Consider the following 23256-nt stretch of genomic DNA (forward strand, 5'->3'; position numbering starts at 1 on the left):
GGCACAGTGTGCCGTTGATTCGATGTGCTGACAAATTCATATTAATGCAGCTTCAATGCATTAATTTTGCAGTATCGCCACTCGCCGTCCGCTCATGAAGCACAGGAATCCGCCCATCGCGGTCAGTGCACTCAGGGCATAGAACATCGTCGGTGCGGGCGTGTGCATCAGCAGGAAACCGCAAATCACGGGGCTCAGTGCACCGCCGAGTGCGGCGAGGTTCTGCGCGCCGTAATAGCTGCCGCGCAGTTCTTCCGGAGCCAGGGTGTCGACGAACAGGAACTCGGCGGGGTAAATGATCATTTCACCGAGGGTGAAGATGAACATGGCCACGCACCACGACACCAGGCTGTCGGCCAGGCTGAAGCCGATCAAGCCGACGATGAACAGGCTGGTGCCCCCGGCAATCCAGTAGCGCAGTTGTTCGCGCTTGAGGAACCGACCGATCTGGTATTGCAGCAGGATCACGCTGATGGCGTTGCAGGCGAGCAGGGCGGCCATGGTTTCCAGCGCGCGTTTGGAATCGTGAGTCACCAGCAGGTATTGCGACAGGTACAACGTGAACCGGCCGTGAACCACGGTACTGAGCAGGCAGCCGCAGGTGAACATGATCAGGGTGCGGTCGTTCTTCAGGGTGATCAGCGTCTTGAGAAAACTCTGGGGCTGGCCGATGGCGGGTGGCTGGGCCGAATCCTTGGGAATGCCGATCATCAGGAAAATGCTGAAAAACGCGATGCCGCCGGCGATCAGGAACGGCGCAATCGGGTACACGCCGGCAATCACCACGCCGAGCATCGGCCCGGTGGCGTAACCGATGTTGGTCAAGGTGTAGCGCAGGGAAAAAGCCTTGGCGCGCTGGCCCATGGGCAGGTTTTCGCTGAGGATCGCTTTCGATCCGATCAGGAACAGCGCCGAGGCGGTTTCAGTGATCACCAGCGTGGCGGTGGTCAGGTAGAGGTTTTCGGCGAACGTCAGCAGTACAAAACCGATGGAGCTGGAAAGCATGGCGAGGATCAGCAGCCGGCGCTTTTCCAGACGGTCGATGATGTAGCCGCCATACAGCGCGAGCAGCGTGGCGATGAACACCGCGATGCCCAGCAGCAAACCGACGTCCTGTTGATTGAGGCCGAGTTTGTTGCTCAGGAACAGCGTGAGCAGCGGGCTGGTGATGGCGCGGCTGACGACAATCGTCAGCGAGACGATCATCAAACGGCGGATAACGAGCGAGTAAGTGGCCACGGTGGGGCAAATGTCCTTATTTGGTTTTGTAGTGTTTGTCGTTGGACCGAGGTGCGGCCATTCGCGAGCAGGCTCGCTCCCACAGGGGAATGCATTCCAAATGTGGGAGCGAGCCTGCTCGCGAAGGGGTCGGCACAGACAAAATCCTATTCAACCCAGCCACCGATCCAGCAAACGAACCGATTCCATCTCATCCAGCCGCCACAACTGTCCAAGCAATAACACCGCCTGTTCCCGCGCCATCACCCGCCCAGCCAGACTGAAAAACTTCTGCTCCAGCTCCGCATCACTCAACGGATTCCTTGGCGCCCCCAGCGGCACCTCGACACACAGGCTCGCCTGCCGACCGTCCACGGTGCGCAGGCTGACGACCGGTTCGCCATCCTCTGACAGTTGCGGGTCCACTTCAAGACGAACGCGCGACATCCAGTGCGCGATACGCGGATCGCTGCGTTGCGCATCGTCATACGCCTGCAACCGGCAATGACCATGAACCAGCCTTGCAGCAAGGGCATACGGCAAGCTCATCTGCGCCGCCGCCAGTGTGCTGACTTCCTGATCACCGCACATGCCTTGAAGAAACCCGCTCAGCGACACATGAATGTCTTCGACCTGATCGACGTTGACCTGCAATTGATCCAGTAACAGCCCCACTGCGTCGATGGCCGAATGCGTGCCCCGGCACGAGGCGTAAGGCTTGATCGAGCAGCGGGCGAGTTTCCACACGACGCCCAGTTCAGCATCCAGAGCCTCAGGTTGCGACGTCACGCCGGCCAGGGTTTTCAGAAACCCGCCCCAGACATCATCAAACAACTTTGTCGGCCCACTGATGCCCTGTTGCGCAAACCGCGCGGCCAGCAATCCACCCTCTGCGGCCCGACCGCTGTGCAGTTTCTTGCTGTGCGAACCGTCGTGGATAAAGGCCCATAACCCACCACTGAAACTGCCGGCGATGCCCAGCGCCGATAACGTTTGTTGAAAATCGAGGCGCAGGATCCGAGCGCTCGCCGCGGCGGCGGCGAATACACCGCAGGTGGCGGTGGAGTGCCAGCCCGCGCCGTTGTGCGCCGAGTAACCGCCGCAGGCTTCGAGCACGCGTCGGCCGACTTCGTAGCCGATGACCACGGCGGTGATCAGTTCGCGGCCGCTGACTGGCGTGGGCGACATCGACACCGCAGCCATGACCGCTGGAAGCACCACCGCGCCGGAATGGTCGCAGCCACCGGTGTCGTCCAGTTCCAGCGCATGGGCGGCCACACCGTTGAGCATGGCCGCCTGAATGGCCCCGACCCGCAACCCTGTGCCCCAGACCAACGTTTCGCCGGTTTCACCCGCGAACACCTGCTGCGCCTGTTTCGCCACCTCACTGACAGAACCGGCCAACGTCGCGCCGAAGGTGTCGAGGATGTGCCGCTTGGCTTGCACCACCAATGCCGGGGGCAAGTCTTCGTAGCGGGTGTCGATGCAGAATTGCACCAGTCGCTGCATGCGTTCGGTCATACGAGGTAATCCCGATAATGGCGTTCATACACCGAGGCCGGGTGATCCTCGGTCACGGGCTGCGCCTTGTCGGCCCACCATTTTGATACTTCAGCGGCCGTGGCGATCCATACGTCTTTGTGCTGCTGAATGCCCTCCAGCAATTCGCGCAGCACACCGATGCGCCCCGGCGTGGCGATGATTTCCGGGTGCAGGCGCAACACGTAGCACAGGCCAAACCGGTGGAACCCGGCGAAGTCCATTTGCAGATTGCCCAGGGTGTGGCTGTAAGACGCGATCCGCGATTGCGCCGGAGGCACGGCAGGGCTGAGGTTGAAGGCGAAGTAGGGCTCGTCTTCCAGTTCATAGTGCAGCGGCAACTCGATGACTTCAGGTGCAGTCGGATGCTTGAACGGCAAGTCATCGCCACGCCACGATGAAGACCAGCGAATGCCGTGATCCCTTAATGCCTTGATGAAACCCGGCGCGCCGTTGCCGGCCGGGATGCGAAACCCCGTCGGACGCTGGCCGGTCAGCGCAGTCAGCGCTGCGCAACCCTTGGCAATCTCGGCGCTCTGTTGGGCGAGATCGAGGGTGTCGTAGTTCTGATGGCGATAGCCTGAGCAGGCGATTTCATGCCCGCCGGCCTGTATTGCGCGGATGTGTTCAGGGTTTTCCTCGGCGACGATGCCGGGGATGCACCAACTGCTGGGCACCCCCAGTTCCTTGAACAAACCGAGCAATCGCTCGACCCCCCGTTGAGTGCCGTAACGCCAGACGGACAGCGTCTTGTCGCGCCCGGCGACTTCAGGGGCCTGGGTCAGAATGCCGTGGATGTCGTTGTAATCGACAGTCAGCACCACGGCGCAGCGCTTGCCTTGGGGCCACACAGTGGAATCAGCCATGGTGATGCTCCTTCAGCCACCACTGGGCGACATCGCGGCACGTGGCGAACCACACGTCATCGCGCTGACGCATGTGTTCGAAGAGTTTTTCCAGCAACAGGATGCGTCCCGGCTTGCCGGTGATCTTGGGGTGGAACAGCGTGGTCAGGCACAGGCCTTCGTTCATCGCGCCGTCGTATTCGCGGCACCAGTTGTCGAGGGTGAGTTCGTAGCTGGCTGTGCGGTCGAGGCCCGAGGGGAAGTCCGGGGCACGGGTGTAGGCGAGGGAGGCGTAGTCGTCCATTTCCCAGCGGCCGGGGATTTCCACCAAGGGCGTGTCGTGGCCGGGCACTTTCACCAGATACGGCCGGTCATCACCGCGCATGCTGCTGGAATAGGTCACGCCGGCTTCAACCAGCATCGCCGGGGTTTCGGCGCGCCAATCGCCGGACGGCGTGCGAAAGCCTTCGGCGCGGATGGCCAGGTGTTTCCAGAACACCTCGCGGGATTTCTTCATCACGTCCTTTTGCTGGTCCAGCGTCAGGGCGTAAAAGGATTCGTGTTTGTAGCCGTGGTACGCCACCTCATGCCCGCGCTCGACAATCGCCTGGCACTGCGTTGGCCAGTTTTCCACGACCCAGGCCGGGACGAAGAATGTCGTAGGGATCTGGTACTCGTCCAGCAGGTCGAGGATTCGCGGCAGCGACCGGTAAGGGCCGTATCCGCCGAAACCAAAGTACTCGGGCTTGTGCCAGATCGAGCCATTGAGCATGGCATCGCCGGTCGGGCCATCGAGGTCGAAGGCCAGGGCGAGGCAGGCTTTGTGCCGGTCGGGCCAGGTGGGTTGCAGCGAGGAGGACATCAGTGGCACTCCAATAATTTATAGGCACTACTCAATACCTGTGTGCGAGCCTGCTCGCGAAGGGGCCGTCACATTCAACATCACCGTTGACTGATACTCCGCATTCGCGAGCAGGCTCGCTCCCACAAGGGATGTTTTCATCCCATACAGGTTTATTTGTCGGCGTTAATGGTCACAGTCTTGATCGCGCCCAATTCCAGGTCCCATTTCTTCAGGATGGTCTGGTAGGTGCCGTCATCGATCATGCTCTGCAACGCCACCTTCACCGCTTCACTCAGCTCCGGCTTTTTCTTGCTCACGCCAAGGCCGGTGAACTGCGAGGAGATCGGCAGGCCCACAGTCTTGTACATGTCCTTTTCCTGGGTCTTGAGGTAAGGCAGGGTCTCGCTACCTTGCATCGCCGCGTCGATACGGCTCTGGCGCAGTTGCGCACGGGCATCGGCCGACCCTTCGGTGCCGATCACGTTGATCGCAGGCTTGCCGGCGGCTTCGCAGTTGGCCTTGCTCCACTCGGCGATTTCCGCCGGGAACGTGGTGCGGCGGCTGGTGCCGACTTTCTTGCCGCACAGGTCGATGATCTCGTTGAAGTCCTTGTTCTTCTGCAGGGTGTAGAACTGCGGACCGCTGGTGAAGTAGTCGACGAAGGTCACACTGGCCTGACGCTCGGCGGTGTCGGTCATGCCGGACAACACCATGTCCACGCGGTCAGTGGTCAGCGCATTGATCATCTGTTCGAAACCGGTTTCCTGCCATTTGATCTTCACGCCCAGACGCTCGGCCAGGGCATTGCCCAGGTCATAGTCGAGGCCGGTGAGGGTGTTGGTGGCCGGGTCCTTGAAATCCATCGGCGGGTAGTTCGGCATGATCGCTACCACGATCTCGCCCTTGGCCTTGATGCTGGCCGGCAATTCGGCGGCGAAGGTGAAGCTGGAAGCCATCAGGCCGGCGAGTACTGCTGGAATAACGAAGTTCTTCATGGTCGTTCTCTTATGAGTGTTGTGAGTGCCAAAGGACACCTAGGTTCGAACGGCAGAAATGAAGCTTTGGGTGCGCGGGTTTTGCGGACTTATTAGTATTTCTTCGGGGCTTCCTGCCTCCACGATCTGCCCGCCGTCCATGAACACCATGCGGTTGGAAACCTCGCGAGCGAAGCCCAGTTCATGGGTGACGACGATCATGGTCATGCCGGATTGCGCCAGATCGCGCATCACCGACAGCACCTCACCGACCAGTTCCGGGTCGAGTGCCGAAGTGGGTTCATCGAACAGCATCAGCTTGGGCCGCATGGCCAGGGCGCGGGCGATGGCCACGCGTTGTTGCTGACCACCCGACAGTTCGATCGGATAGCTGTTGCGCTTGTCGGCCAAGCCGACGCGAGCGAGCAGTTCCACGGCTTCTTCGTGCGCCTCCTTGGGCGAACGCTTGAGCACCTGGCACGGCCCTTCGATGATGTTTTGCAGCACAGTCATGTGCGGGAACAGGTTGAAACGCTGGAACACCATGCCGGTGGACAGGCGTTGCCGGGCGATCTGCGACTCGTTGAGTTCATGCAGTTTGTTGCCGACGACGCGGTAACCCACCAGTTCGCCGTCGACCCAGAGGCCGCCCTTGTCGATTTTTTCCAGTTGGTTGACGCAGCGCAGCAAGGTGCTTTTGCCGGAGCCGGACGGGCCGATGATGCACAGCACTTCGCCTTGCTCGACTTCGATGTTGATGTCCTTGAGCGCGTGGTACTGGTCGTAATATTTGTTCAGGCTCACGGCCTTGACGATGCTTCTCATGTGGGGCTCCTCAAGAACGCTTGCCGGCGCCGCGAGCGAATCGACGCTCCAGGCGGCTTTGACCAAACGACAGCACGGTGACCGTGGCCAGGTACCAGATACCGGCGACGATCAGCAGCTCCATCACGCGGGCGTTGGCGTAGTAGATGTTCTGGGCGTTGTAGAGCAGTTCCGAGTACTGGATGACGCTCGCCAGCGAGGTCATTTTCACCATGCCGATGAACTCGTTACCGACCGGCGGAATGATGATCCGCATGGCCTGCGGCAGGATGATCCGACGCAGCGCTTGCAGGCGCGGCATGCCGATCGACTTGGCGGCCTCGTACTGGCCGGTGTCCACCGACAGCAACCCGGCGCGCACCACTTCGGCGGTGTAGGCGCCCTGGTTGATGCTCAAGCCGAGCAGGGCGGCCACGAACGGCGTCATCAGGCTGACGGTGTCCATTTCGAACAGGCCGGGGATGCCGATGGTGGGGAAAATCAGCGCCAGGTTGAACCACAACAGCAGTTGCAGGATCAGCGGCGTGCCGCGAAACAGCCAGGTGTAGGTCACGGCCACGTAGCGCAGGATCGGGTTGGCCGACATGCGCATGATCGCGGTGATCACCCCGAAAATAATGCCCAGCGCCATCGCCAGCACGGCCATGACGATGGTGTTGAGCAAGCCCCACATGATCGCCTGGGAGGTCAGGAACTGGCCGATGTACGACCATTCGATCTTGCCTTCGGCGAAGGCCCGCACCAGACCGAGAATGGCGACGACGATGACGGTGGCAAAGAAAATCCGCCCGTAATAACGCCGTGGCACATGCTGGTATTGCGTGATGTCGAACTGGTTTTCCGCCAGTTTGCGCTCCGACTGGAGTCGTTCTGCCTGGGTCTGGCTCATGTTGTTTCTCCGTACACTGGGTAATTCAGGCCAACCACATTCCCTGTGGGAGCGAGCAGGCTCGCTCCCACAGGTTTTGCGTACTGCTTCAGAGGCGGAAACCCTGATAGTTCTCGGTCCACGCGTGCTGAGCCGCGAGGGCGGTTTTCAGGCGGCCGATCTGCTCGCGCACCTGTTGCGGCGCGGTGCCGCCCCAGCCACTGCGGGCGGCGATGGCGGCTTCCAGGGTCAGGCTGTCACGCACTTGCGGCGTCAGGCGCGGGTCGATCTCGGCCAGCAACGCCGGCGAGGCTTCCCACAACTCGATGTCGTGTTTCTCGCAGGCCTGGACCAGCGCGCCGGTAATTTCATGCGCTTCCTTGAACGGCACGCCGCGCATGGCCAACCAGTCGGCGACTTCGGTGGCGAGGGTGAAGCCCAGTGGCGCCTGACGCCGCAGTTCTTCAACGTTGACCTTCATGGTCGCGACCATCCCGGCCATGGCCGGCAGCACCAGCAGCAAGGTGTCGACGCTGTCGAGCACGCCGTTCTTGTCTTCGCTCAAGTCGCGGTTGTACGACAGCGGCAGGGATTTGAGCGTGGAGAGCAGACCGGTCAGGTTCCCGATCAGGCGACCCGCCTTGCCCCGTGCCAGTTCGGCGATGTCCGGGTTTTTCTTCTGCGGCATGATCGAGCTGCCGGTGGCGTAGGCATCGTCCAGCGCTACCCAGCGAAATTGCCGCGACGACCACAGGCAGAATTCTTCGGCGAGGCGTGAAATGTTGATCCCGAGCATGCTCGCGATAAACAGGAACTCGGCGACGTGATCGCGGCTGGCGACCGCGTCGATGGAGTTTTCGCAGACACCGCTGTAGCCCATTTCCTTGGCCGACTGTTGCGGCAGGCGAGCGATGGCGGAACCGGCCATGGCCGCAGCGCCGAGTGGCGACAGTGAGGTGCGTATGTCCCAATCCACCAGGCGTTGCACGTCACGCAGCATCGATTGCGAGTGGGCCAGCAAGTGGTGCGCGAAGACGATGGGTTGCGCCTGCTGCAGGTGGGTGAAGCCCGGGCAGATGCTTTCGATGTGTTGCTCGGCCTGATCGACCAGGGCCTGTTGCAGGGCCAGCACTTCGACGGCCAGGGTGCGCACGTGATCACGCAGGAACAGGCGCAGGTCGTTGGCGGTCTGGTCGTTGCGCGAGCGGCCGGCGCGCAGCTTGCCGCCCAAGGCACCGAGGCGCTCGGTCAGCAGGCGCTCGATGAAGGTGTGGACGTCTTCGTCGTCCAGCGTCGGCGCAATGCTGCCGGCGCGGAAGTCATCACCGATGCGCTCCAGGGCGTCGAGCATGGTCAGGGTTTCTTGCTCGGTCAGCAGCCTGGCACGTTGCAGTTCACGGGCATGCGCCTTGGAACCGGCGAGGTCGTACGGGGTCAGGCGAAAGTAGCGCTCGGGGCAACGGGACAGGGCCGCCAGGGCTTCAGACGGGCCGCTTTTGAAGCGAGCACCCCAGAGACGGTCGGTGGTTTGAGACATTGTTGTTTTCCTCGTCGGTAAAGCGAACTGAAATCGGTATGCCGGGCCTGGAACACGCGCCGAAAATCATTCGGGCGCGGTTCGGCCTAATCATTAATTCAAGGGCAGGGGATAAGCGCAGTTGCGAAGTCACGAGAGCTGATCGAAGTGTCAGCTTTTAGTCGTTGGACATCAGTGAGTTGGCACTGAAGTACGGAAATTATTGGCGGTTGCCAAGCCTGGTTTTCTGTGGTCATTATTATTTACCGGCATATTTTTTGTTGTTGGGCACAGGTTGTTGAATACGGCGCCAGAGGTAAATAAGCATTATGGAAACCCCACTTTCCAATTCCGGAAACCCGCCGCCAAAACCGCTGCAACGGGCACCGTTGGCCCTCAGTGGGCTGGACTTCAAATTGCTCAAAGTATTCAAGGCTGTGGTCGAGGCCGGGGGCTTTAGTGCGGCGCAAAACGAGCTGAATGTGGGGCTGGCGGCCATCAGCAAACAGATCTCCGACCTGGAAATCCGCATCGGCATGCGCCTGTGTACCCGGGGTCGAGAAGGCTTTCACCTGACCGAAGAAGGCCGCTTGGTGTATCAGGCATCGATCGACTTGTTTGCCTCGGTCGATAACTTTCGGGATCGGCTTAGTTCAGCGCAGAACGAACTGATCGGCGATCTTGGAGTGGGGGTTATTGATAATACGATTTCCGATGCTAATTCACCGTTAGTTGCGGCGCTTAGACGAATAAACGAAGAGTCGCCGAAAGTAAGGTTTCAACTTCAAGCGTCTCAATTGGACGAAGTGGAACGGGGTGTAGTGGAGGGGAGATTAGTGGCGGGAATCGTGCCGGTGTATCAAAAAAGAGAGGAGTTCGATTATTACGCGCTGTATGAAGAACGCTCGGAAGTTTATTGCGCGGTCGGGCACCCGTTGTTTTCGATGCCGGACGCCGAAATGGGCAGCGATGTGCTCAGGCATCACGAGTGCATCAACCATCGCTACGCGATTCATCGGGACAAGCTGAATTTCGCTCACTACGACAGCTTCTCGGCGTCCGCCACCCAGGTGGAGGCCGTGGCGCTGTTGATCAAGACCGGTCGTTTTGTCGGTTTCCTGCCGCAGCATTACGCGGGCCCCCTGGTGGTTCAGGGGCAGTTTCGCGCGGTACGCCCGGACCTGATCAACATCGTCACGCCGTTCAATCTGATCCTGCGTCACAACACGGTACGCAGTCCGCTGGTAAAGGCGTTTGCGCAGGCGTTGGGTGTTAATTTGAAGACTGCGGTTTGAGGTTTGATTTGAGAGTGGTGGATTAAGGGGCTATATGGAGTGAGTAAGACTTTATTTTTTTTCAAGTTTTCGAAGTCCTTCAGGTATGATTTTTATGCAATAGGCTGAGATTACAATAAAGCAAATAATTACCACTGTTCTGGCGGCGAAGATATCCATCTCGAAAAAATAATCTATTATTGATGCAATCCATACTGTATGAAACCCGGCGCATCCAAAGGAAAATAAATACAGTCGCGCATCTGATACTATTTTTTTCATACAGGCTTACCTTGGCTGCTAATTGATTTATTTGTGGCTTTCTAGCTGGTCCAACATCCCGTCGATCGTTATAGCGTCTGCGGTTCTTTCCAAAATAAGAACGGGTACAGGTGTGGTTTTGTACGCCCGAACATAGTCAGTACGTACATATCTGAATAGACGCCAAGAATCGGGCTTTAGAACCAGCTTGGTCACCCCTAAAGCAGATGTTGCCAAATCGCCAGCCCCGTACATAAAGTTTCCTTCCGCATCACTTTGGCCAACTATTTTTGAAATCATCTGATAGCCTTTTCTGACAGGTCCTTGTACATCTGAACGTCCCTCCCATAGATTTTTGCCGTTTTCATACATGTTGTTGGTTCCATGCAACATCATCGGTGTACCACCGAGCAGACAAAGCGTTCCCGCCGATCCATAACAAATCCCGACACCCGTTGCGAATTGAAGAGCGCCTGCAATAAATCCGACGCCTTTCTGTGCAACTTCCGATGCCTGAACAAGCAAACTACTCTGTTCGCTCTTGATCTCGTTCAAACCCTGATCAGCGCTCTTCCGTCCCTGCGCCACATCATTAACAATCCCCCTCGCGTAGTAAGACACCTCGCGATTGAATTGCAGGCGTAGCGTCCCGTCATTGATATAACGGGCGCCCAACGTGCAGGCTTGTTGGGTCAAATTGGCCGCCGCTTTGCTGACGGCCCAGTAATCGCAACTACTGTCTTCGCAGCGCGCTTTCAACTGTCCCATTCGCTGTTCCCCCAGGATCCGTGCCCGCTGGTGCCTGCGAGGTGGTGCCTCCAGGTGATTTCGCGATAACGAATAGCCACGTGCTCTTGGGGTTCGACGTCGTTTTGTAAAACAACGTGGGGCATATCAAGTGTCAGGTTGGCAATGATGCCGCCTTCGATTTCAATGCTGAAAAATTTCTCTTGAAGACCAAATGCAGAAATTCGATAGAAGTTGATCGCGCAGCTTATTTCTTCTCTGGTTGATAGCGCTTGAGCGAGTAGCGGAGAGGACTTGTCGACGTTTTTTGTGATGACGAGAGGGCTGTGCGTAGGCTTGTTGATGTTACCGATATTGGCCATGTTGTGGCTGTAGGACAGCACCATGATTTCGTCTGTATGCCCTGTCTGACATTTATTGCCGATGGACGCTTGAGTTGAACAGCCCGCCGATATCAATCCTTGGGTGTTGCCTGTAATGGTCATGTAGCCGTGATTGGCCATAGGGGTGCCACTCCTTTTCGTCGGAGGGGCACCTTATTGAAAATGTCTCAGGGGGGATGTAGGAGGTTTCCGAGTTTTCGGTGGGACGAAAGTGTTTTACGCGGCGCGTTGCCGCACTACTGCACGACGTGCAGCAGCACGAAATCATTCTTGTCGAATCGCCCGCTCAACACCGGTTGCAAGTTACCCAGGGCAGTGCCCTGCAAGGCGTCGTAAGCGTTCAGGTCCATCATCAACCAGGCAGGCCCTGAAAGACTTTGCAGTTCCGGGATCGAGTCGGTAAACAGCGGTTGCAAGTCATGCGGGATGTTGATCATGAACTTGATCGCCTTGGCGTCTTTGCCCATCCCGTGCAACACCAGGGGCGCCGGTGCTTCCTGGACCTGTTCATAGACGGCCAGGCTGAATGTGCGGGTGTCATAGAGCCGACGCTCAACCGGCTCGAACACGCTCATGTACACCGACCACACCGCCAGCACCGCGCAAAAAGCCAGCGTCTCTGCACGCCAACGGGGCTTGAACAGCATGGCAAGCGCGATGGCCTGCAACACGCCGAGCAGGATCACGATCGAGCGGATCGACGTCAGTTGCTCGGGAAACCGGCGCTGGGCGACCACCAATCCAACGATCATGAGCATCGGGATCAGCAACCATAACCCTTGCATCAACCCACGTAGCGCGGCAAACAACCGACCTTGCGCCACCTGAAACGGGTACGCCGCAATAATCGCCGCCATCGGCAACATCGGCAGTAGATAGCGGGCCTTTTTTGCCTGCGGGATCGACAGCCCGATCATCACAATCAACCCGGCCGCCACGCAGTACTGCAAGAGGCGCCATGCCGGGCCTGCCTGGCGGGGTTGGGTCAGCGCAATCGCCGCCAACGCAAGCCAGGCCAGCGGATAGGCGAGCGCATAGTTGCCCATCGAACTGGTGAAGTAAAACAGCGCACCACTGGCGCCTTCGCTGCCGTCCAGGCGCCCCATGAACTGCATGCGCACCACGTCTTGCATGAAGGCCGGGCCGCCATCGGTGTCGGCCAGCCACAACAAGGCGCCGACGCTGACCGCCAACAATGCGGCCGCTGTCAGGCCGAAGCCGAACAGGTGGCGCCATTGGCGATTGAGCAAGAAGTAGCTGCACAGGATGCCAGTGGGCACCACCAGCCCGATCGGCCCGCGTACTCCGAAACCGAGGACCAGCAGGGCAAGGATCAGCCACCAGCGGCGTTGTGCCCCGAAGTGGTCGGCGGCATACCCCAGATAAAACACCGAAAACGCGACGGCCGCGAGTATCAGGTCCTGAGACACCGCGCGGGCTTCGGTGATGAACGTGCTGGTCATCAGCATCAAGGCAATGCTGAGCAGCGCCCAGCGTTGGGAGTAGGGCGCCAGCAAGCGGTACATCAACGTGACAATCACCGCACCGGCCATCGCGCTCGGCAGCCAGGCGCTGAGGCTGTTGACCTGCCCGAACGGCAAGGACAGCAACCAGATGAACAGCGTCGAGACGGCCGAGTAGTCGGCGTAAGGCTGGCCATAGGTGGTGGGAAACACTGATGGCCCGTTACGCAACATTTCCTGGGCAAACAGCACGAACCGCGAATCGAAACCGATGGTTGCTTGCTGATAAACCCCGGCACTGAACAGGATCAGTGCCAGTAACCCGATACCCAGGGACTGCTGGCGAGTCGGTGATAACACGATCAGGCAACAACCGAGTCAGCAGCCCATTGCTGGTGCGGAATCGGCAGGTTGCGTGACTCGCCACGGCCCATCGGGAAGTACTTGAACCCGCTGCGCTCAAGGCGTTCGGCGTCGTACAGGTTACGTCCGTCGAAAATCACCGGCGCATTCAAACGCTGCTCGATCAGTTCGAAATCCGGGGCCTTGAATTGTTGCCACTCGGTGCAGACGATCAAGGCATCGGCGCCAGACAGCACGGATTCCGGAGTGCCCATCAGCATCAGTTTCGATTCGTCAGGGTACAGGCGCTGGGTTTCCTGCATCGCTTCCGGATCATACGCGCGGACGTTGGCCCCGGCGGCCCACAACGATTCAAGCAAGACCCGGCTCGGCGCATCACGCATGTCATCGGTATTGGGCTTGAACGCCAGGCCCCAGACCGCAAAGGTCTTGCCGCGCAAGTCGCCACGGTAGAACGCGTTGATCCGCTCGAACAGTTTGTGTTTCTGGCGCTCGTTGATCGCTTCCACCGCTTGCAGCAGGTCGCTGGAACAGTGTGCTTCCTGGGCGCTGTGAATCAGGGCGCGCATGTCTTTGGGGAAACACGAGCCGCCATAACCGCAGCCGGGATAGATGAAGTGGTAACCGATGCGCGAGTCGGCGCCGATGCCCAGACGCACCGATTCGATGTCGGCGCCGAGGTGTTCGGCCAGTTCGGCGATCTGGTTGATGAAGCTGATCTTGGTCGCCAGCATGCAGTTGGCGGCGTACTTGGTCAGTTCGGCGCTGCGCAGGTCCATGAACATGACGCGGTCGTGGTTGCGGTTGAACGGTGCATAGAGGTCGCGCATCACTTCGCGCACTTCGTCACGTTCACAGCCAATGATGATCCGGTCCGGGCGCCGGCAGTCGGCGACGGCCGAACCTTCCTTGAGAAACTCGGGGTTGGAGACGATATCGAACTGCAACACACGGCCGATCTTCACCAGGGATTTGTCGATATGCGCGCGCAATGCATCGCCGGTGCCCACCGGGACCGTGGACTTCTCCACCAGAATCACCGGTTGCTCGCGATGCCGCGCCACGGCGTCACCGACCGACATCACGTAGCTCAAATCTGCCGAGCCATCGTCCCGGGACGGCGTGCCCACGGCAATAAACAGTACCTGGCCGTGCTGGACGGCGAGTTTCTCGTCGGTGGTGAATTGCAGTCGTTTGGCTTCCAGGCTTTCACGTACCAGGCTGGCCAGCCCTGGCTCGAAAATGCTCACGTGGCCCTGTTGCAGCAGTGCGACTTTTTTCTCGTCGATGTCCATGCAGACCACATCATGGCCCACTTCAGCCAGTACGGCTGCCTGGACCAGGCCGACATAACCGCTACCAAATACACTGATTTTCATGACGCACCCCGGAGTTCGGTCGCACGGACTGAACGAGAGTTGATAGTGATGACCCCGAGAATGACCAATGCCACCCCGACAGTCTTGGAAAGGCTGAACGATTCGTGAAACAGCGGCAGGCTGGCAGCCAGCACGTACACCAGCGCGTAGCTGATGCTCAAAAGCGAATAGGCCCGCCCCAGCGGCAAGTCGCGCAGGGCGGCCAGCCAGCAGAGCATCGAGAGGGCGTAGGCCACAATCGCGCTCAGCACGACCAGTACCGGGACCAGTTCGAAACTGGCGGCCAGCCAGTTTTCGGGCGAGGGCAGGCGGGTCATGCTCCAGCGCATGCCCAGTTGCGCGGCGCTGCCCAGCACCACGCTGCCCATGGCGAAAGTGATTCCGCGACGCAGGCTCATGCGTGTTGCCCCAGCAGAACCACGCCACCGATCACCAGTGCGACGCCGAACCAGTGCTGGCGATCAATGGTTTCGTGAAAGACGAAGCGGGCGATCAGCGTGACCAATACAAAATTGAGGCTGAGCATCGGGTAGGCGATGCCGACTTCGAGGCGTTGCAGCACCAGCAGCCAGACCAGCAAGCCCGATCCCAGCGCGGCGAGCGCCAGCCACAGCCACGGCGAACGCAGTTTCGCGCCCCATCCCGAAGCCTGGCCGCGCCAGCTCTCGACGGCGTACTTCTGAGCAATCTGACCCAGGCACGTCAACAGGCACGCGACCAGAACCAGTAGCAGGCTCATGGCGCCTCCTGAGGGAAAATCAGAATCACCAGGTTGCCCTGTTCATAGCGTTTACCGTCCTTGGGCAACAATTCGATTTCCTGCAATTCGTCCTCACCTTTAACCCGCATGACGACACCGACAGAGCCGCTACGGCGGGCGTCGCGCATCCACTGCTGAACCTGGCCGACGGTGACCAGTTGCTGTACGGAGTCAGGATAGGCGAGACCATATTTCAATTCGCCTACCGAGTTGTACAACGACACGTCCGGGTGCTTCATGCGCCAGGCCAGAGCGGAGGCGGCGCCGAGATCGTTGCTCAGCAGTTTGCCGGTCTGCGCCAGTTCATCCATGTGATGCAGGATGAATTGGTCGGGCGTCTTGTTGGCGACCACCGAATTGGGCAGTCCGGCGGGAATCAAGCCGATCAGCAGCAGACTGCCGAACGCCGGTGCAGCCCAGCATTGCAGCGGCCTGAAGGCTTGCAGAAGGTTGGCCATGATCCAGCCGATCAAACCGATGAACACCAGCACCAGATTGTGCAGTTCATGGTCGTACAGCGGCTTTTTCAGTTGCAGGTAAACCAGGGCGATCAGGGTCACCAGACCCAACACCAGGTTGAGCAACCCGTTGAGCCCCAGCACCCGTCCCTGTTCGAGCTTCAGTCGGTCAGCCAGCGTGTGACCCAGCAACAAGGCCAGGGGCAGCAGGCACGGCAGGATATAACTGGGCAGTTTGCCTTTGCTGATGCTGAAAAATACCAGCGGCATCACCAACCAGAGCAGCAGGAAGCCGATGCTGGACTGGCGTCGGGTTTGCCAGGCCTGCTTCAGCGCCGACGGCAGCAACGCCGCCCACGGCAGACTGAAACCGACCAGCAGCGGCAAGTAGAACCAGAACGGCTCTTCATGCTGGGCGTCCTCACCGGCAAAGCGCTGAATGTGCTCGTGCCAGAAGAAGAACCGCCAGTAATCGGGCTCTTCCGAATGAACCGCCAGCACCCAGGGCAGGCTCACTGCGATGGCCACGACAATCGCTACGGGGCCGTAGACCAGCAGTTCTTTCCAGCGCTTCTGCCAGATCATGTAGGGCAGGGCGACCAGCACCGGAAGCAACCAGGCAAGGAAACCCTTGGTCATGAAACCCATGCCGCAGGCCAGGCCGAGCATTGCCCAGCTCAGGATTTTTTGACGACGACCGACGCTGTCCAGCGCAAACCACAACGCCACCAGACTCAGGTTGACCCAAAAGGTGAATTGCGGATCAAGGTTGGCGTAACCGGCCTGACCGGCGATGACGCTGAAACTCATGTACAGCAGGGCACAGGCAAAACTTTTGCGCGGATCGTTCCACAATCGGCGGGCGATCAGGAAGCACAGCAGCACGCTCAGGCCCATGCTCAGGGCCGAGGCAAACCGCACGCCAAACAGGTTCTGACCGAATAGCGCCTGGCTGGCGGCGATCATCCAGTAACCCGCCGCCGGTTTCTCGAAATAGCGCACGTTCATGAAATGCGGCGACACCCAGTCACCGCTCAGGAGCATGTGCTGACTGATTTGCGCGTAGCGGGTTTCGTCCGGGATCCATAAGCCATGGGTGCCCAGAGGCAGCAGATAGCCCAGGACGAAAAGGACCAACAGCAGGGGTAATGCCCAGCGTTTGCTCATGCGCCTTGCACTCCCAACCAGCCTTCGCGACCTTCAAGGACGCCGCGAACGACACGTCCTGTGGGCAAGGTGTTGGGGGCGTCGGGCAGCAAATCGCCCAAGGGCTGGAAATGAATGTCACGCTGGCGTGCATCGGCCAGCAGCTGACGGAAATCGTTGGCCATCAGAATCCCTTCTACTTCTGCATGAATGGTGTAGACGTTGAGTTTTTCGGGGGTAAAGCGCTGAAGAATCCAGGCGTTGAAATCCTCGGCAGCGACCGTCGGGCCCACCACCTCATCGAAGGTCGGCAGGTCCACCGGAATCTGCGGGGCACCTAAACCACCGTTTGCCAGCGTCGGCTGGAACACGCTCTGGCCCCGGCAGTCGCTGTTGTAGCGAAAACCGAAAGTTTCCTTGGCTTCGATCACGCGCTCGTCCGCGCGCCAACCGGCGGCGGCCGAACACTCGACCTTGTTGCCGAGGATGTCGCTGAGCGTGTCGACGCCCTGGCGGATCTGCTCGATCAGTTGCGCGTCGCTCCAGCGTCCGGCATTGGCCTGCCAGCCATGGTGATCCCAGGCGTGCAGGCCGACTTCATGCCCGGCGGCCTGGGCCTGGCGCATCAAATGCCCCAGGTCCCGGCCGATCGGTTTGCCCGGCCAGGCAGTGCCGGCCAGCAAAATGTCCCAGCCGTACAGCCCGGCGGCATTGGAACGGAGCATTTTCCAGAGGAATTGCGGGCGGATCAGGCGCCACAAGTGGCGCCCCATGTTGTCCGGCCCGACGCTGAAGAAAAACGTCGCCTTGACCTGCGCTTCGTCGAGGATTTCCAGCAGCCGGGGCACCCCCTCACGGGTGCCTCGGTAGGTGTCGACATCGATTCGAAGGCCTGACTGCATTAGCATGCTTTTTCGGTAGAGTGATCCGCGATTTCGAGCATGGCTTCACGCAGGAAGAAGTCCAGCGTATTGCCGATGGTCTCGCTCATCTCCACGGTTGGCGTCCAGTCCAGCAGACGTTTGGCGTTGGCGATGCTTGGTTTGCGGTGGGACACGTCCTGGTAGCCGGTGCCGTAGAAGGCTTTGCTTTCCACGTCGCGGAAACCGGCGAACGGCGGGAAGTTGTCGCGCAGCGGGTGAGCTTCGAACTGACGCAGCAGCTCTTCGCCCAACTGGCGAATGCTCGCTTCGTTTTCCGGGTTGCCGATGTTGATGATCTGACCGTTGCAGGCGTCGTTTTCGTTGTCGATGATCCGCGCCAGGGCTTCTACGCCGTCCGCGATGTCAGTGAAGCAACGCTTTTGCTCGCCGCCATCGAACAGGCGAATCGGCGTGCCTTCCACCAGGTTCAGGATCAGTTGGGTAATGGCCCGGGAGCTGCCGATACGCGCCGAGTCCAGACGGTCCAGACGCGGGCCCATCCAGTTGAAAGGGCGGAACAGGGTGAAGTTCAGGCCTTTCTGGCCGTAGGCCCAGATGACGCGGTCAAGCAGCTGCTTGGAGATCGAGTAGATCCAGCGTTGCTTGTTGATCGGGCCGACGATCAGGTTGGAGGTGTCTTCGTCGAAGTTCTGGTCCTGGCACATGCCATAGACTTCGGACGTCGACGGGAAGATCACGCGCTTGTTGTATTTGACGCAGTAGCGAACCAGTTTCAGGTTCTCTTCGAAGTCCAGTTCGAACACGCGCAGCGGGTTACGGGTGTATTCGATCGGCGTGGCAATCGCTACCAGTGGCAGGATCACGTCGCACTTCTTGATGTGATACTCGATCCACTCGGAGTGAATGCTGATATCGCCTTCGACGAAGTGGAAGTTCGGGTGGCTGCGCAGGCGGTCGATGGCGTCCGAACCGATGTCCAGGCCGTAGACTTCGTACTGGTCGTCGCGCAGCAGGCGCTCGGACAAGTGGTTGCCGATGAAGCCGTTGACGCCGAGGATCAGCACGCGGGTGCGACGTGGCTTGCGCCCGGATTCAGCGCCGCGCAGGACGGAACCATCGACCAGGCCCAATTCGTTGGCCAGTTGCGGGCCACTCAGGTACAGACCGTTGTCATTGCGTTGACCGGCGGTGATCACCAGCGAGTCTTCGCCACACGCGATACGCAGTGGATCGACGCTGATCACACGGCCCGGTGCCAGGCCTTCATTGCCCTTGGCAACTTCGGCACTCCAGACAATCAGCTTGTGCTCGCCCACGTCGCAGAACGCACCCGGATACGGCTGGGCAACCGCGCGAACCAGGTTGAACAGTTCTTCAGCCGGTTTCTTCCAGAACAGTTTGCCGTCGGCTGCCGTGCGGCGACCAAATACCGTGGCTTTGGATTCGTCCTGAGCCGTTTCGGTGACTTTGCCTTGCAGCAAGGCGGGCAGGGTGTCGCGCAACAGGTCGACAGCGGCCACGCGCAATTTGCCGTGCAGGCTCAGCGCGGTGTCGCTGCGCTCGATGGCAACTTTTTGCTGGGCGATGATCGCGCCGGCGTCGGCGCGCTTGACCATGCGGTGCAGGGTCACGCCGGTTTCGGTCTCACCGTTCACCAGCACCCAGTTGGCCGGCGCACGGCCACGGTAGCGGGGCAGCAACGAGCCGTGCAGGTTGAATGCGCCTTTGCGGGCGGTGGCCAGCAGCGGCTCGGTCAACAGGTTGCGGTAGTAGAACGAGAACAAATAATCAGGGTTGAGTTTGGCGATGCGCTCGATCCACAGCGGATGGTTGGCATCTTCCGGCGCATGCACCGGGATGCCTTTTTGGGCACACAACTGCGCAACGGAACCATAGAACGCGTTTTCTTTCGGGTCATCGGCATGAGTGAACACGGCGGCAATTTCAAAGCCGGACGCGAGCAGGGATTCGATACCGGCACAGCCAATATCGTGGTAGGCGAAGACAACAGCTTTTGCGCTCATGAGAGAACCTGATCTGAAGTGGAAGTGAGGCCGTCAACGGTGACAACGGGAGCGGGCGCGGCGGGTTGGCTACGCAAAACTTTTTCGACGAAGAAACGGGGGCGGGCGCGGACGTCGCTGTACATGCGACCCAGGTACTCGCCCAGCAGGCCCATGCCGATGAATTGTCCGCCGGTGAAGACGAACAGCACGGCGAACAGCACGAACGATCCGTCGCCGGCCCATTCGGCGCCGAACACCAGGCGCAAGAAAATCAGGGTCATGGCGAACAGCACGCCCAGGCCGGCCATGGCGAAGCCGACAATGCTCAACAGGCGCAACGGCGTGGTGGTCATGCACGTGATCAGGTCGAACATCAGGTTGACCAGGCGCATGGGGCTGTACTTGGATTCACCGTGTTCGCGCTCGGCGTGCATCACCAGGATTTCCGTGGTGTGCCGGGCAAAACTGTTGGCCAGGATCGGGATGAAGGTGCTGCGTTCACGGCAGGCCAGCATCGCGTCGACGATGGTCCGGCGGTAAGCGCGCAGCATGCAGCCGTAATCGCTCATGGCCACGCCGGTCGAACGCTGCACGGCCATGTTGATCAGTTTCGACGGCCAGCGGCGCAGGGCCGAGTCCTGACGGTTGTTGCGCACGGTGGCGACCACGTCATAACCGAGTTCGGCCTGGGCCACCAGGCGCGGAATTTCTTCAGGCGGGTTTTGCAGGTCGGCATCGAGCGTGATGACGACGTCACCTTTGCAATGTTCGAAACCGGCCATGATTGCCGCATGCTGGCCATAGTTGCGGTTGAGAATGACCGCGACCACCGGGCTGCCTTCACGACTGGCAGCCTCTTCGAGGATTTGCGCCGAGTTGTCGCGACTGCCGTCATCCACCAGCACGATTTCGTATTCATGGTGCAACTGCGCGCAGGCCGCTTCAGTGCGTCGAAGCAACTCGGGCAAGCTGTCTTGCTCGTTGAAGACCGGGATAACAACCGACACGCAACGGATTGGGTAAGGTTTCACTGAGATCTGTCCATAACGTTTTCAATGGCATCGACCACACGATTGACATCATCGGTAGTCATGTCCGGGAACAAGGGAATCGAACACAGCCGCGCCGAATTCCATTCGGTGTTGGGCAAGTAAATGTTCGGGTACCGCTGACGATAATACGTGTGCAAATGGGTGGCGATAAAGTGGATGCCGGTGCCGATGTTCTGCTCCTGCAAACCCTTCATGAACGCTTCTCGGTCCAGCCCGCAACGCTCGGCATCGATGCGCAGGATGAACAGGTGCCAGGCGTGTTGTTGCGGGTAGGTCGGTACCGCCAGCGGTTGCACGGCGCAGCCTTCCAGGCGTTGCTGGTAGAGGTGAGCCAACTCGGTGCGTTTGGCGTTGATCTCGTCCAGGCGCTCCAGTTGCACCAGGGCGATGGCGGCATTGATGTCGGCCAGGTTGTATTTGAAGCCTGGTTCCATTACTTGCGCCTGCGGTTTGCGGCCGTGGGTCATGCGATCGTAGGCGTCGACACCGAGGCCGTGAAACTTGAGCATGCGCACCCGGTTGGCCAGCGCTTCATCGTCACTGACAAACATCGCGCCTTCAGCGCAGGTCATGTTCTTGATGGCGTGGAACGAGAAGATGGCCGTGCCCTTGGAGCCGACATGACGACCTTTGTAGAAGGTGCCGGCGGCGTGGGCGGCGTCTTCGATGACAGGAATGCCGTGTTTGTCGGCCAGCGCATACAGCGGGTCGAGGTCGAAGGCGGCGCCAGCGTAGTGCACCGGAATGATGGCTTTGGTGCGCGGGGTGATGGCGGCTTCAATGCTTGCCAGATCGCTCATCAGGGTGTCGCGGTCAACATCGACGAACACTGGCGTCGCACCCAGCAGGCAGATCATGTTGGCGGTGGACACCCACGTCTGGGACGGGGTAATGACTTCATCGCCCGGACCAATGCCCAAGGCCAACAAGGTGATGTGCATGCCACCGGTGGCGGAAGAAAGTGCAACGGCATGTCGGCATCCGACATAGTTGGCGAACTGCTCTTCCAGTTGCTGGTTTTTGGGCCCGGTGGTGATCCAGCCGGAGCGCAATACTTGCTCGACGGCTGCAATTTCTTCATCGCCGATACTGGGGCGGGAGAAGGGGAGAAACGCCTGACTCATGGGCACCTCGGGCTGAAATTGAACAAACGGTGGTACTGGATTTATTGGATCCAAAGCAAGCGTAGTCGATAAAAAAGAAGCTGCTTCAATTGGTTACATAAAATGCCTGACAAACCGCATCAATTGACTTTTTCTGTTTCAGTCGGCACGTTGGGGGCCTGTGAGGGACAGCCGCGACTCATTGAGGGTATGCGCAATTTCGTGAAAGGAACATGAAAACCCGGTCGGCAATTCGTTTATATGAGAGTCATACAGGCACTGTTCAGACTCCTGCCGCTCATCGCGGTTTTTAGAAGAAAAGTCCTACGGAAGTCTCCGCTTTATATGAGGAATGTTTCAATCCTTAGTTGTTTTACTGCAGTGTTTTAACTCAAGGCCGTTTCGTTTGACTGACTTACCTGTTACCCATCCTGTTGCATCAAAGACCAATCCGTTGACGGTATACCTGGCCCGGCTAGCGCCCTCCAGCCAGCTGACCATGCGTTATGTTTTGCAGGATGCCGCCGACCGGTTGGGCTTCGAAGACATGAACATCGAGGAAATTCCCTGGCATCAGCTACAGCCAGAAGATGTCATTGCACTGGTCGCGGCGTTGCGCGAAGACGGCTACGCGCCCAACACGTCTTCGTTGTACGTGAACGCGGTACGCGGGGTGATGAATGAGGCGTGGCGCATGAGCCTGATCAGTCAGGAACACCTGCTGAAAATGCGCTCGGTCAAAGGCATTGCCGGCACCCGGCTGTCGCAAGGGCGCAACTTGCGGCGCACGCTGATCCAGGAGTTGATGGCGGTGTGTGCTGCCGATCCACGCCCACAAGGGTTGCGGGACGCGGCGATCATCGGGATTTTGTACGGTTCGGGGATGCGCAAGTCCGAGTCGGTGAACCTCGAGCTGTCACAGGTCGACTTTGCCGAGCGCAGCCTGCGGGTCACCGCCAAGGGCAACAAGCAATTGATCAAGTACGCGCCGGCCTGGGCCTTCGCCAAGTTGGAAGCCTGGCTGGCGTTCCGTCGATCCCAGCTCAAGGAAGGCGAGGTGGATGACCCGTTTCTGTTCAACCGCATCCGCCGTGGCAGCCATATCACCCGCGAGCGCGTGACCAAACATGCGATCTATTACATTGCGCGCCAGCGCGGTGCTGAAGTCGGGGTCAAGATCATGCCGCATGATTTTCGCCGTTCATTCATCACTCGCGTGATCGAGGAACACGACTTATCGATCGCGCAGAAACTGGCGCATCACAGCAACATCCAGACAACCGCCAACTACGATGTGCGCGACGACAACGAGCGGCGTCGCGCAGTGGATCGCTTTGACCTTTGACGC

Annotated in this window: 21 protein-coding genes; 2 read left to right on the forward strand and 19 right to left on the reverse strand. The window is 59.4% G+C overall.

Translation table 11 applies throughout. The annotated features are described in order from the left end of the window. Positions 1-60 precede the first annotated feature (60 nt). The 8 genes from AC07N8_RS04670 to argH all read right to left on the reverse strand — a co-directional run bounded on the left by AC07N8_RS04670 (position 61) and on the right by argH (position 8650). Positions 61-1239 (reverse strand): MFS transporter, encoded by a 1179-nt coding sequence (locus AC07N8_RS04670; RefSeq protein WP_493141822.1) that lies wholly within the window; start codon positions 1237-1239, stop codon positions 61-63. A 150-nt stretch (positions 1240-1389) separates the two neighbouring features. After that, a complete protein-coding gene (locus tag AC07N8_RS04675; RefSeq protein WP_493141820.1) occupies positions 1390-2739 on the reverse strand; it encodes an MmgE/PrpD family protein in 1350 nt (449 codons plus the stop codon). Further along, positions 2736-3623, reverse strand: coding sequence for a polysaccharide deacetylase family protein (locus AC07N8_RS04680; RefSeq protein ID WP_493141818.1), 888 nt, complete (start codon positions 3621-3623; stop codon positions 2736-2738). Before AC07N8_RS04680 ends, AC07N8_RS04675 begins: the two co-directional genes overlap by 4 nt. Next, positions 3616-4464, reverse strand: coding sequence for a polysaccharide deacetylase family protein (locus AC07N8_RS04685; protein WP_493141816.1), 849 nt, complete (start codon positions 4462-4464; stop codon positions 3616-3618). The genes AC07N8_RS04680 and AC07N8_RS04685 overlap by 8 nt, the downstream gene beginning before the upstream one ends. 152 nt (positions 4465-4616) lie before the next feature. Next, positions 4617-5441 carry an ABC transporter substrate-binding protein gene (locus AC07N8_RS04690; RefSeq protein WP_493141814.1) on the reverse strand — a complete coding sequence of 275 codons (825 nt, stop codon included), beginning with the start codon at positions 5439-5441 and terminating at the stop codon, positions 4617-4619. Between the two features lie 39 nt (positions 5442-5480). Further along, the gene (locus tag AC07N8_RS04695) at positions 5481-6245 is read right to left on the reverse strand and encodes an amino acid ABC transporter ATP-binding protein (protein ID WP_123431697.1); all 765 of its coding nucleotides are present in this window, start codon (positions 6243-6245) and stop codon (positions 5481-5483) included. 10 nt (positions 6246-6255) lie between these two features. Then, positions 6256-7134, reverse strand: a complete 879-nt coding sequence (locus tag AC07N8_RS04700) for an amino acid ABC transporter permease (RefSeq protein WP_483842294.1) — start codon at positions 7132-7134, stop codon at positions 6256-6258. 88 nt (positions 7135-7222) lie between these two features. Continuing rightward, positions 7223-8650 carry an argininosuccinate lyase gene (gene argH, locus AC07N8_RS04705; protein ID WP_493141811.1) on the reverse strand — a complete coding sequence of 476 codons (1428 nt, stop codon included), beginning with the start codon at positions 8648-8650 and terminating at the stop codon, positions 7223-7225. A 308-nt stretch (positions 8651-8958) separates the two neighbouring features. Between argH and AC07N8_RS04710 the strand changes: the two genes are divergently transcribed. After that, positions 8959-9924 carry a LysR family transcriptional regulator gene (locus tag AC07N8_RS04710; RefSeq protein ID WP_493141809.1) on the forward strand — a complete coding sequence of 322 codons (966 nt, stop codon included), beginning with the start codon at positions 8959-8961 and terminating at the stop codon, positions 9922-9924. Positions 9925-10212: 288 nt separating this feature from the next. On the opposite strand, the gene AC07N8_RS04715 is transcribed toward AC07N8_RS04710, so the two are convergent. The 11 genes from AC07N8_RS04715 to arnB all read right to left on the reverse strand — a co-directional run bounded on the left by AC07N8_RS04715 (position 10213) and on the right by arnB (position 21929). After that, the gene (locus tag AC07N8_RS04715) at positions 10213-10932 is read right to left on the reverse strand and encodes a DUF4225 domain-containing protein (RefSeq protein WP_493141807.1); all 720 of its coding nucleotides are present in this window, start codon (positions 10930-10932) and stop codon (positions 10213-10215) included. Then, a complete protein-coding gene (locus tag AC07N8_RS04720) occupies positions 10920-11414 on the reverse strand; it encodes an Hcp family type VI secretion system effector (RefSeq protein WP_493141805.1) in 495 nt (164 codons plus the stop codon). The genes AC07N8_RS04715 and AC07N8_RS04720 overlap by 13 nt, the downstream gene beginning before the upstream one ends. A gap of 116 nt (positions 11415-11530) precedes the next feature. Continuing rightward, positions 11531-13123 (reverse strand): ArnT family glycosyltransferase, encoded by a 1593-nt coding sequence (locus AC07N8_RS04725; protein ID WP_493141997.1) that lies wholly within the window; start codon positions 13121-13123, stop codon positions 11531-11533. After that, a complete protein-coding gene (locus tag AC07N8_RS04730) occupies positions 13120-14499 on the reverse strand; it encodes a UDP-glucose dehydrogenase family protein (protein ID WP_493141802.1) in 1380 nt (459 codons plus the stop codon). The genes AC07N8_RS04725 and AC07N8_RS04730 overlap by 4 nt, the downstream gene beginning before the upstream one ends. Beyond that, on the reverse strand, positions 14496-14897 hold the full coding sequence (gene arnF / locus AC07N8_RS04735; RefSeq protein WP_483842289.1) for a 4-amino-4-deoxy-L-arabinose-phosphoundecaprenol flippase subunit ArnF: 402 nt from the start codon (positions 14895-14897) through the stop codon (positions 14496-14498). The genes AC07N8_RS04730 and arnF overlap by 4 nt, the downstream gene beginning before the upstream one ends. Further along, complete coding sequence (gene arnE / locus AC07N8_RS04740) at positions 14894-15238, reverse strand: 4-amino-4-deoxy-L-arabinose-phosphoundecaprenol flippase subunit ArnE (protein WP_027923061.1); 345 nt, start codon at positions 15236-15238, stop codon at positions 14894-14896. Before arnE ends, arnF begins: the two co-directional genes overlap by 4 nt. After that, positions 15235-16884, reverse strand: a complete 1650-nt coding sequence (gene arnT / locus AC07N8_RS04745) for a lipid IV(A) 4-amino-4-deoxy-L-arabinosyltransferase (protein WP_493141799.1) — start codon at positions 16882-16884, stop codon at positions 15235-15237. The genes arnE and arnT overlap by 4 nt, the downstream gene beginning before the upstream one ends. Next, complete coding sequence (gene arnD / locus AC07N8_RS04750) at positions 16881-17765, reverse strand: 4-deoxy-4-formamido-L-arabinose-phosphoundecaprenol deformylase (RefSeq protein ID WP_483842287.1); 885 nt, start codon at positions 17763-17765, stop codon at positions 16881-16883. The genes arnT and arnD overlap by 4 nt, the downstream gene beginning before the upstream one ends. Then, on the reverse strand, positions 17765-19771 hold the full coding sequence (arnA, locus tag AC07N8_RS04755) for a bifunctional UDP-4-amino-4-deoxy-L-arabinose formyltransferase/UDP-glucuronic acid oxidase ArnA (protein WP_493141796.1): 2007 nt from the start codon (positions 19769-19771) through the stop codon (positions 17765-17767). The genes arnD and arnA overlap by 1 nt, the downstream gene beginning before the upstream one ends. Continuing rightward, entirely contained in the window at positions 19768-20784 is a 1017-nt protein-coding gene (gene arnC, locus AC07N8_RS04760) for an undecaprenyl-phosphate 4-deoxy-4-formamido-L-arabinose transferase (RefSeq protein WP_123431686.1), read from the reverse strand. Before arnC ends, arnA begins: the two co-directional genes overlap by 4 nt. Then, on the reverse strand, positions 20781-21929 hold the full coding sequence (gene arnB, locus AC07N8_RS04765) for a UDP-4-amino-4-deoxy-L-arabinose aminotransferase (protein ID WP_483842285.1): 1149 nt from the start codon (positions 21927-21929) through the stop codon (positions 20781-20783). The genes arnC and arnB overlap by 4 nt, the downstream gene beginning before the upstream one ends. Positions 21930-22314: 385 nt before the next feature. Here arnB and AC07N8_RS04770 point away from each other — a divergent pair, with 385 nt between their 5' ends. Continuing rightward, complete coding sequence (locus AC07N8_RS04770; protein ID WP_493141794.1) at positions 22315-23253, forward strand: site-specific integrase; 939 nt, start codon at positions 22315-22317, stop codon at positions 23251-23253. Positions 23254-23256 lie beyond the last annotated feature (3 nt).

The sequence above is a fragment of the Pseudomonas sp. GW821-FHT10C09 genome, from assembly GCF_059415465.1.

Bases quoted from the DNA above. Each gene is read 5' to 3' on its own strand.
- AC07N8_RS04720 (WP_493141805.1), bottom strand. From the start codon at position 11,414: ATGGCCAATCACGGCTACATGACCATTACAGGCAACACCCAAGGATTG.
- AC07N8_RS04685 (WP_493141816.1), bottom strand. From the start codon at position 4,464: ATGTCCTCCTCGCTGCAACCCACCTGGCCCGACCGGCACAAAGCCTGC.
- AC07N8_RS04675 (WP_493141820.1), bottom strand. From the start codon at position 2,739: ATGACCGAACGCATGCAGCGACTGGTGCAATTCTGCATCGACACCCGC.
- arnF (WP_483842289.1), bottom strand. From the start codon at position 14,897: ATGAGCCTGCGTCGCGGAATCACTTTCGCCATGGGCAGCGTGGTGCTG.
- AC07N8_RS04695 (WP_123431697.1), bottom strand. From the start codon at position 6,245: ATGAGAAGCATCGTCAAGGCCGTGAGCCTGAACAAATATTACGACCAG.
- arnD (WP_483842287.1), bottom strand. From the start codon at position 17,765: ATGCAGTCAGGCCTTCGAATCGATGTCGACACCTACCGAGGCACCCGT.
- arnA (WP_493141796.1), bottom strand. From the start codon at position 19,771: ATGAGCGCAAAAGCTGTTGTCTTCGCCTACCACGATATTGGCTGTGCC.
- AC07N8_RS04730 (WP_493141802.1), bottom strand. From the start codon at position 14,499: ATGAAAATCAGTGTATTTGGTAGCGGTTATGTCGGCCTGGTCCAGGCA.
- AC07N8_RS04710 (WP_493141809.1), top strand. From the start codon at position 8,959: ATGGAAACCCCACTTTCCAATTCCGGAAACCCGCCGCCAAAACCGCTG.
- arnB (WP_483842285.1), bottom strand. From the start codon at position 21,929: ATGAGTCAGGCGTTTCTCCCCTTCTCCCGCCCCAGTATCGGCGATGAA.
- arnT (WP_493141799.1), bottom strand. From the start codon at position 16,884: ATGAGCAAACGCTGGGCATTACCCCTGCTGTTGGTCCTTTTCGTCCTG.
- argH (WP_493141811.1), bottom strand. From the start codon at position 8,650: ATGTCTCAAACCACCGACCGTCTCTGGGGTGCTCGCTTCAAAAGCGGC.
- AC07N8_RS04680 (WP_493141818.1), bottom strand. From the start codon at position 3,623: ATGGCTGATTCCACTGTGTGGCCCCAAGGCAAGCGCTGCGCCGTGGTG.
- AC07N8_RS04690 (WP_493141814.1), bottom strand. From the start codon at position 5,441: ATGAAGAACTTCGTTATTCCAGCAGTACTCGCCGGCCTGATGGCTTCC.
- AC07N8_RS04700 (WP_483842294.1), bottom strand. From the start codon at position 7,134: ATGAGCCAGACCCAGGCAGAACGACTCCAGTCGGAGCGCAAACTGGCG.
- arnE (WP_027923061.1), bottom strand. From the start codon at position 15,238: ATGAGCCTGCTACTGGTTCTGGTCGCGTGCCTGTTGACGTGCCTGGGT.
- AC07N8_RS04715 (WP_493141807.1), bottom strand. From the start codon at position 10,932: ATGGGACAGTTGAAAGCGCGCTGCGAAGACAGTAGTTGCGATTACTGG.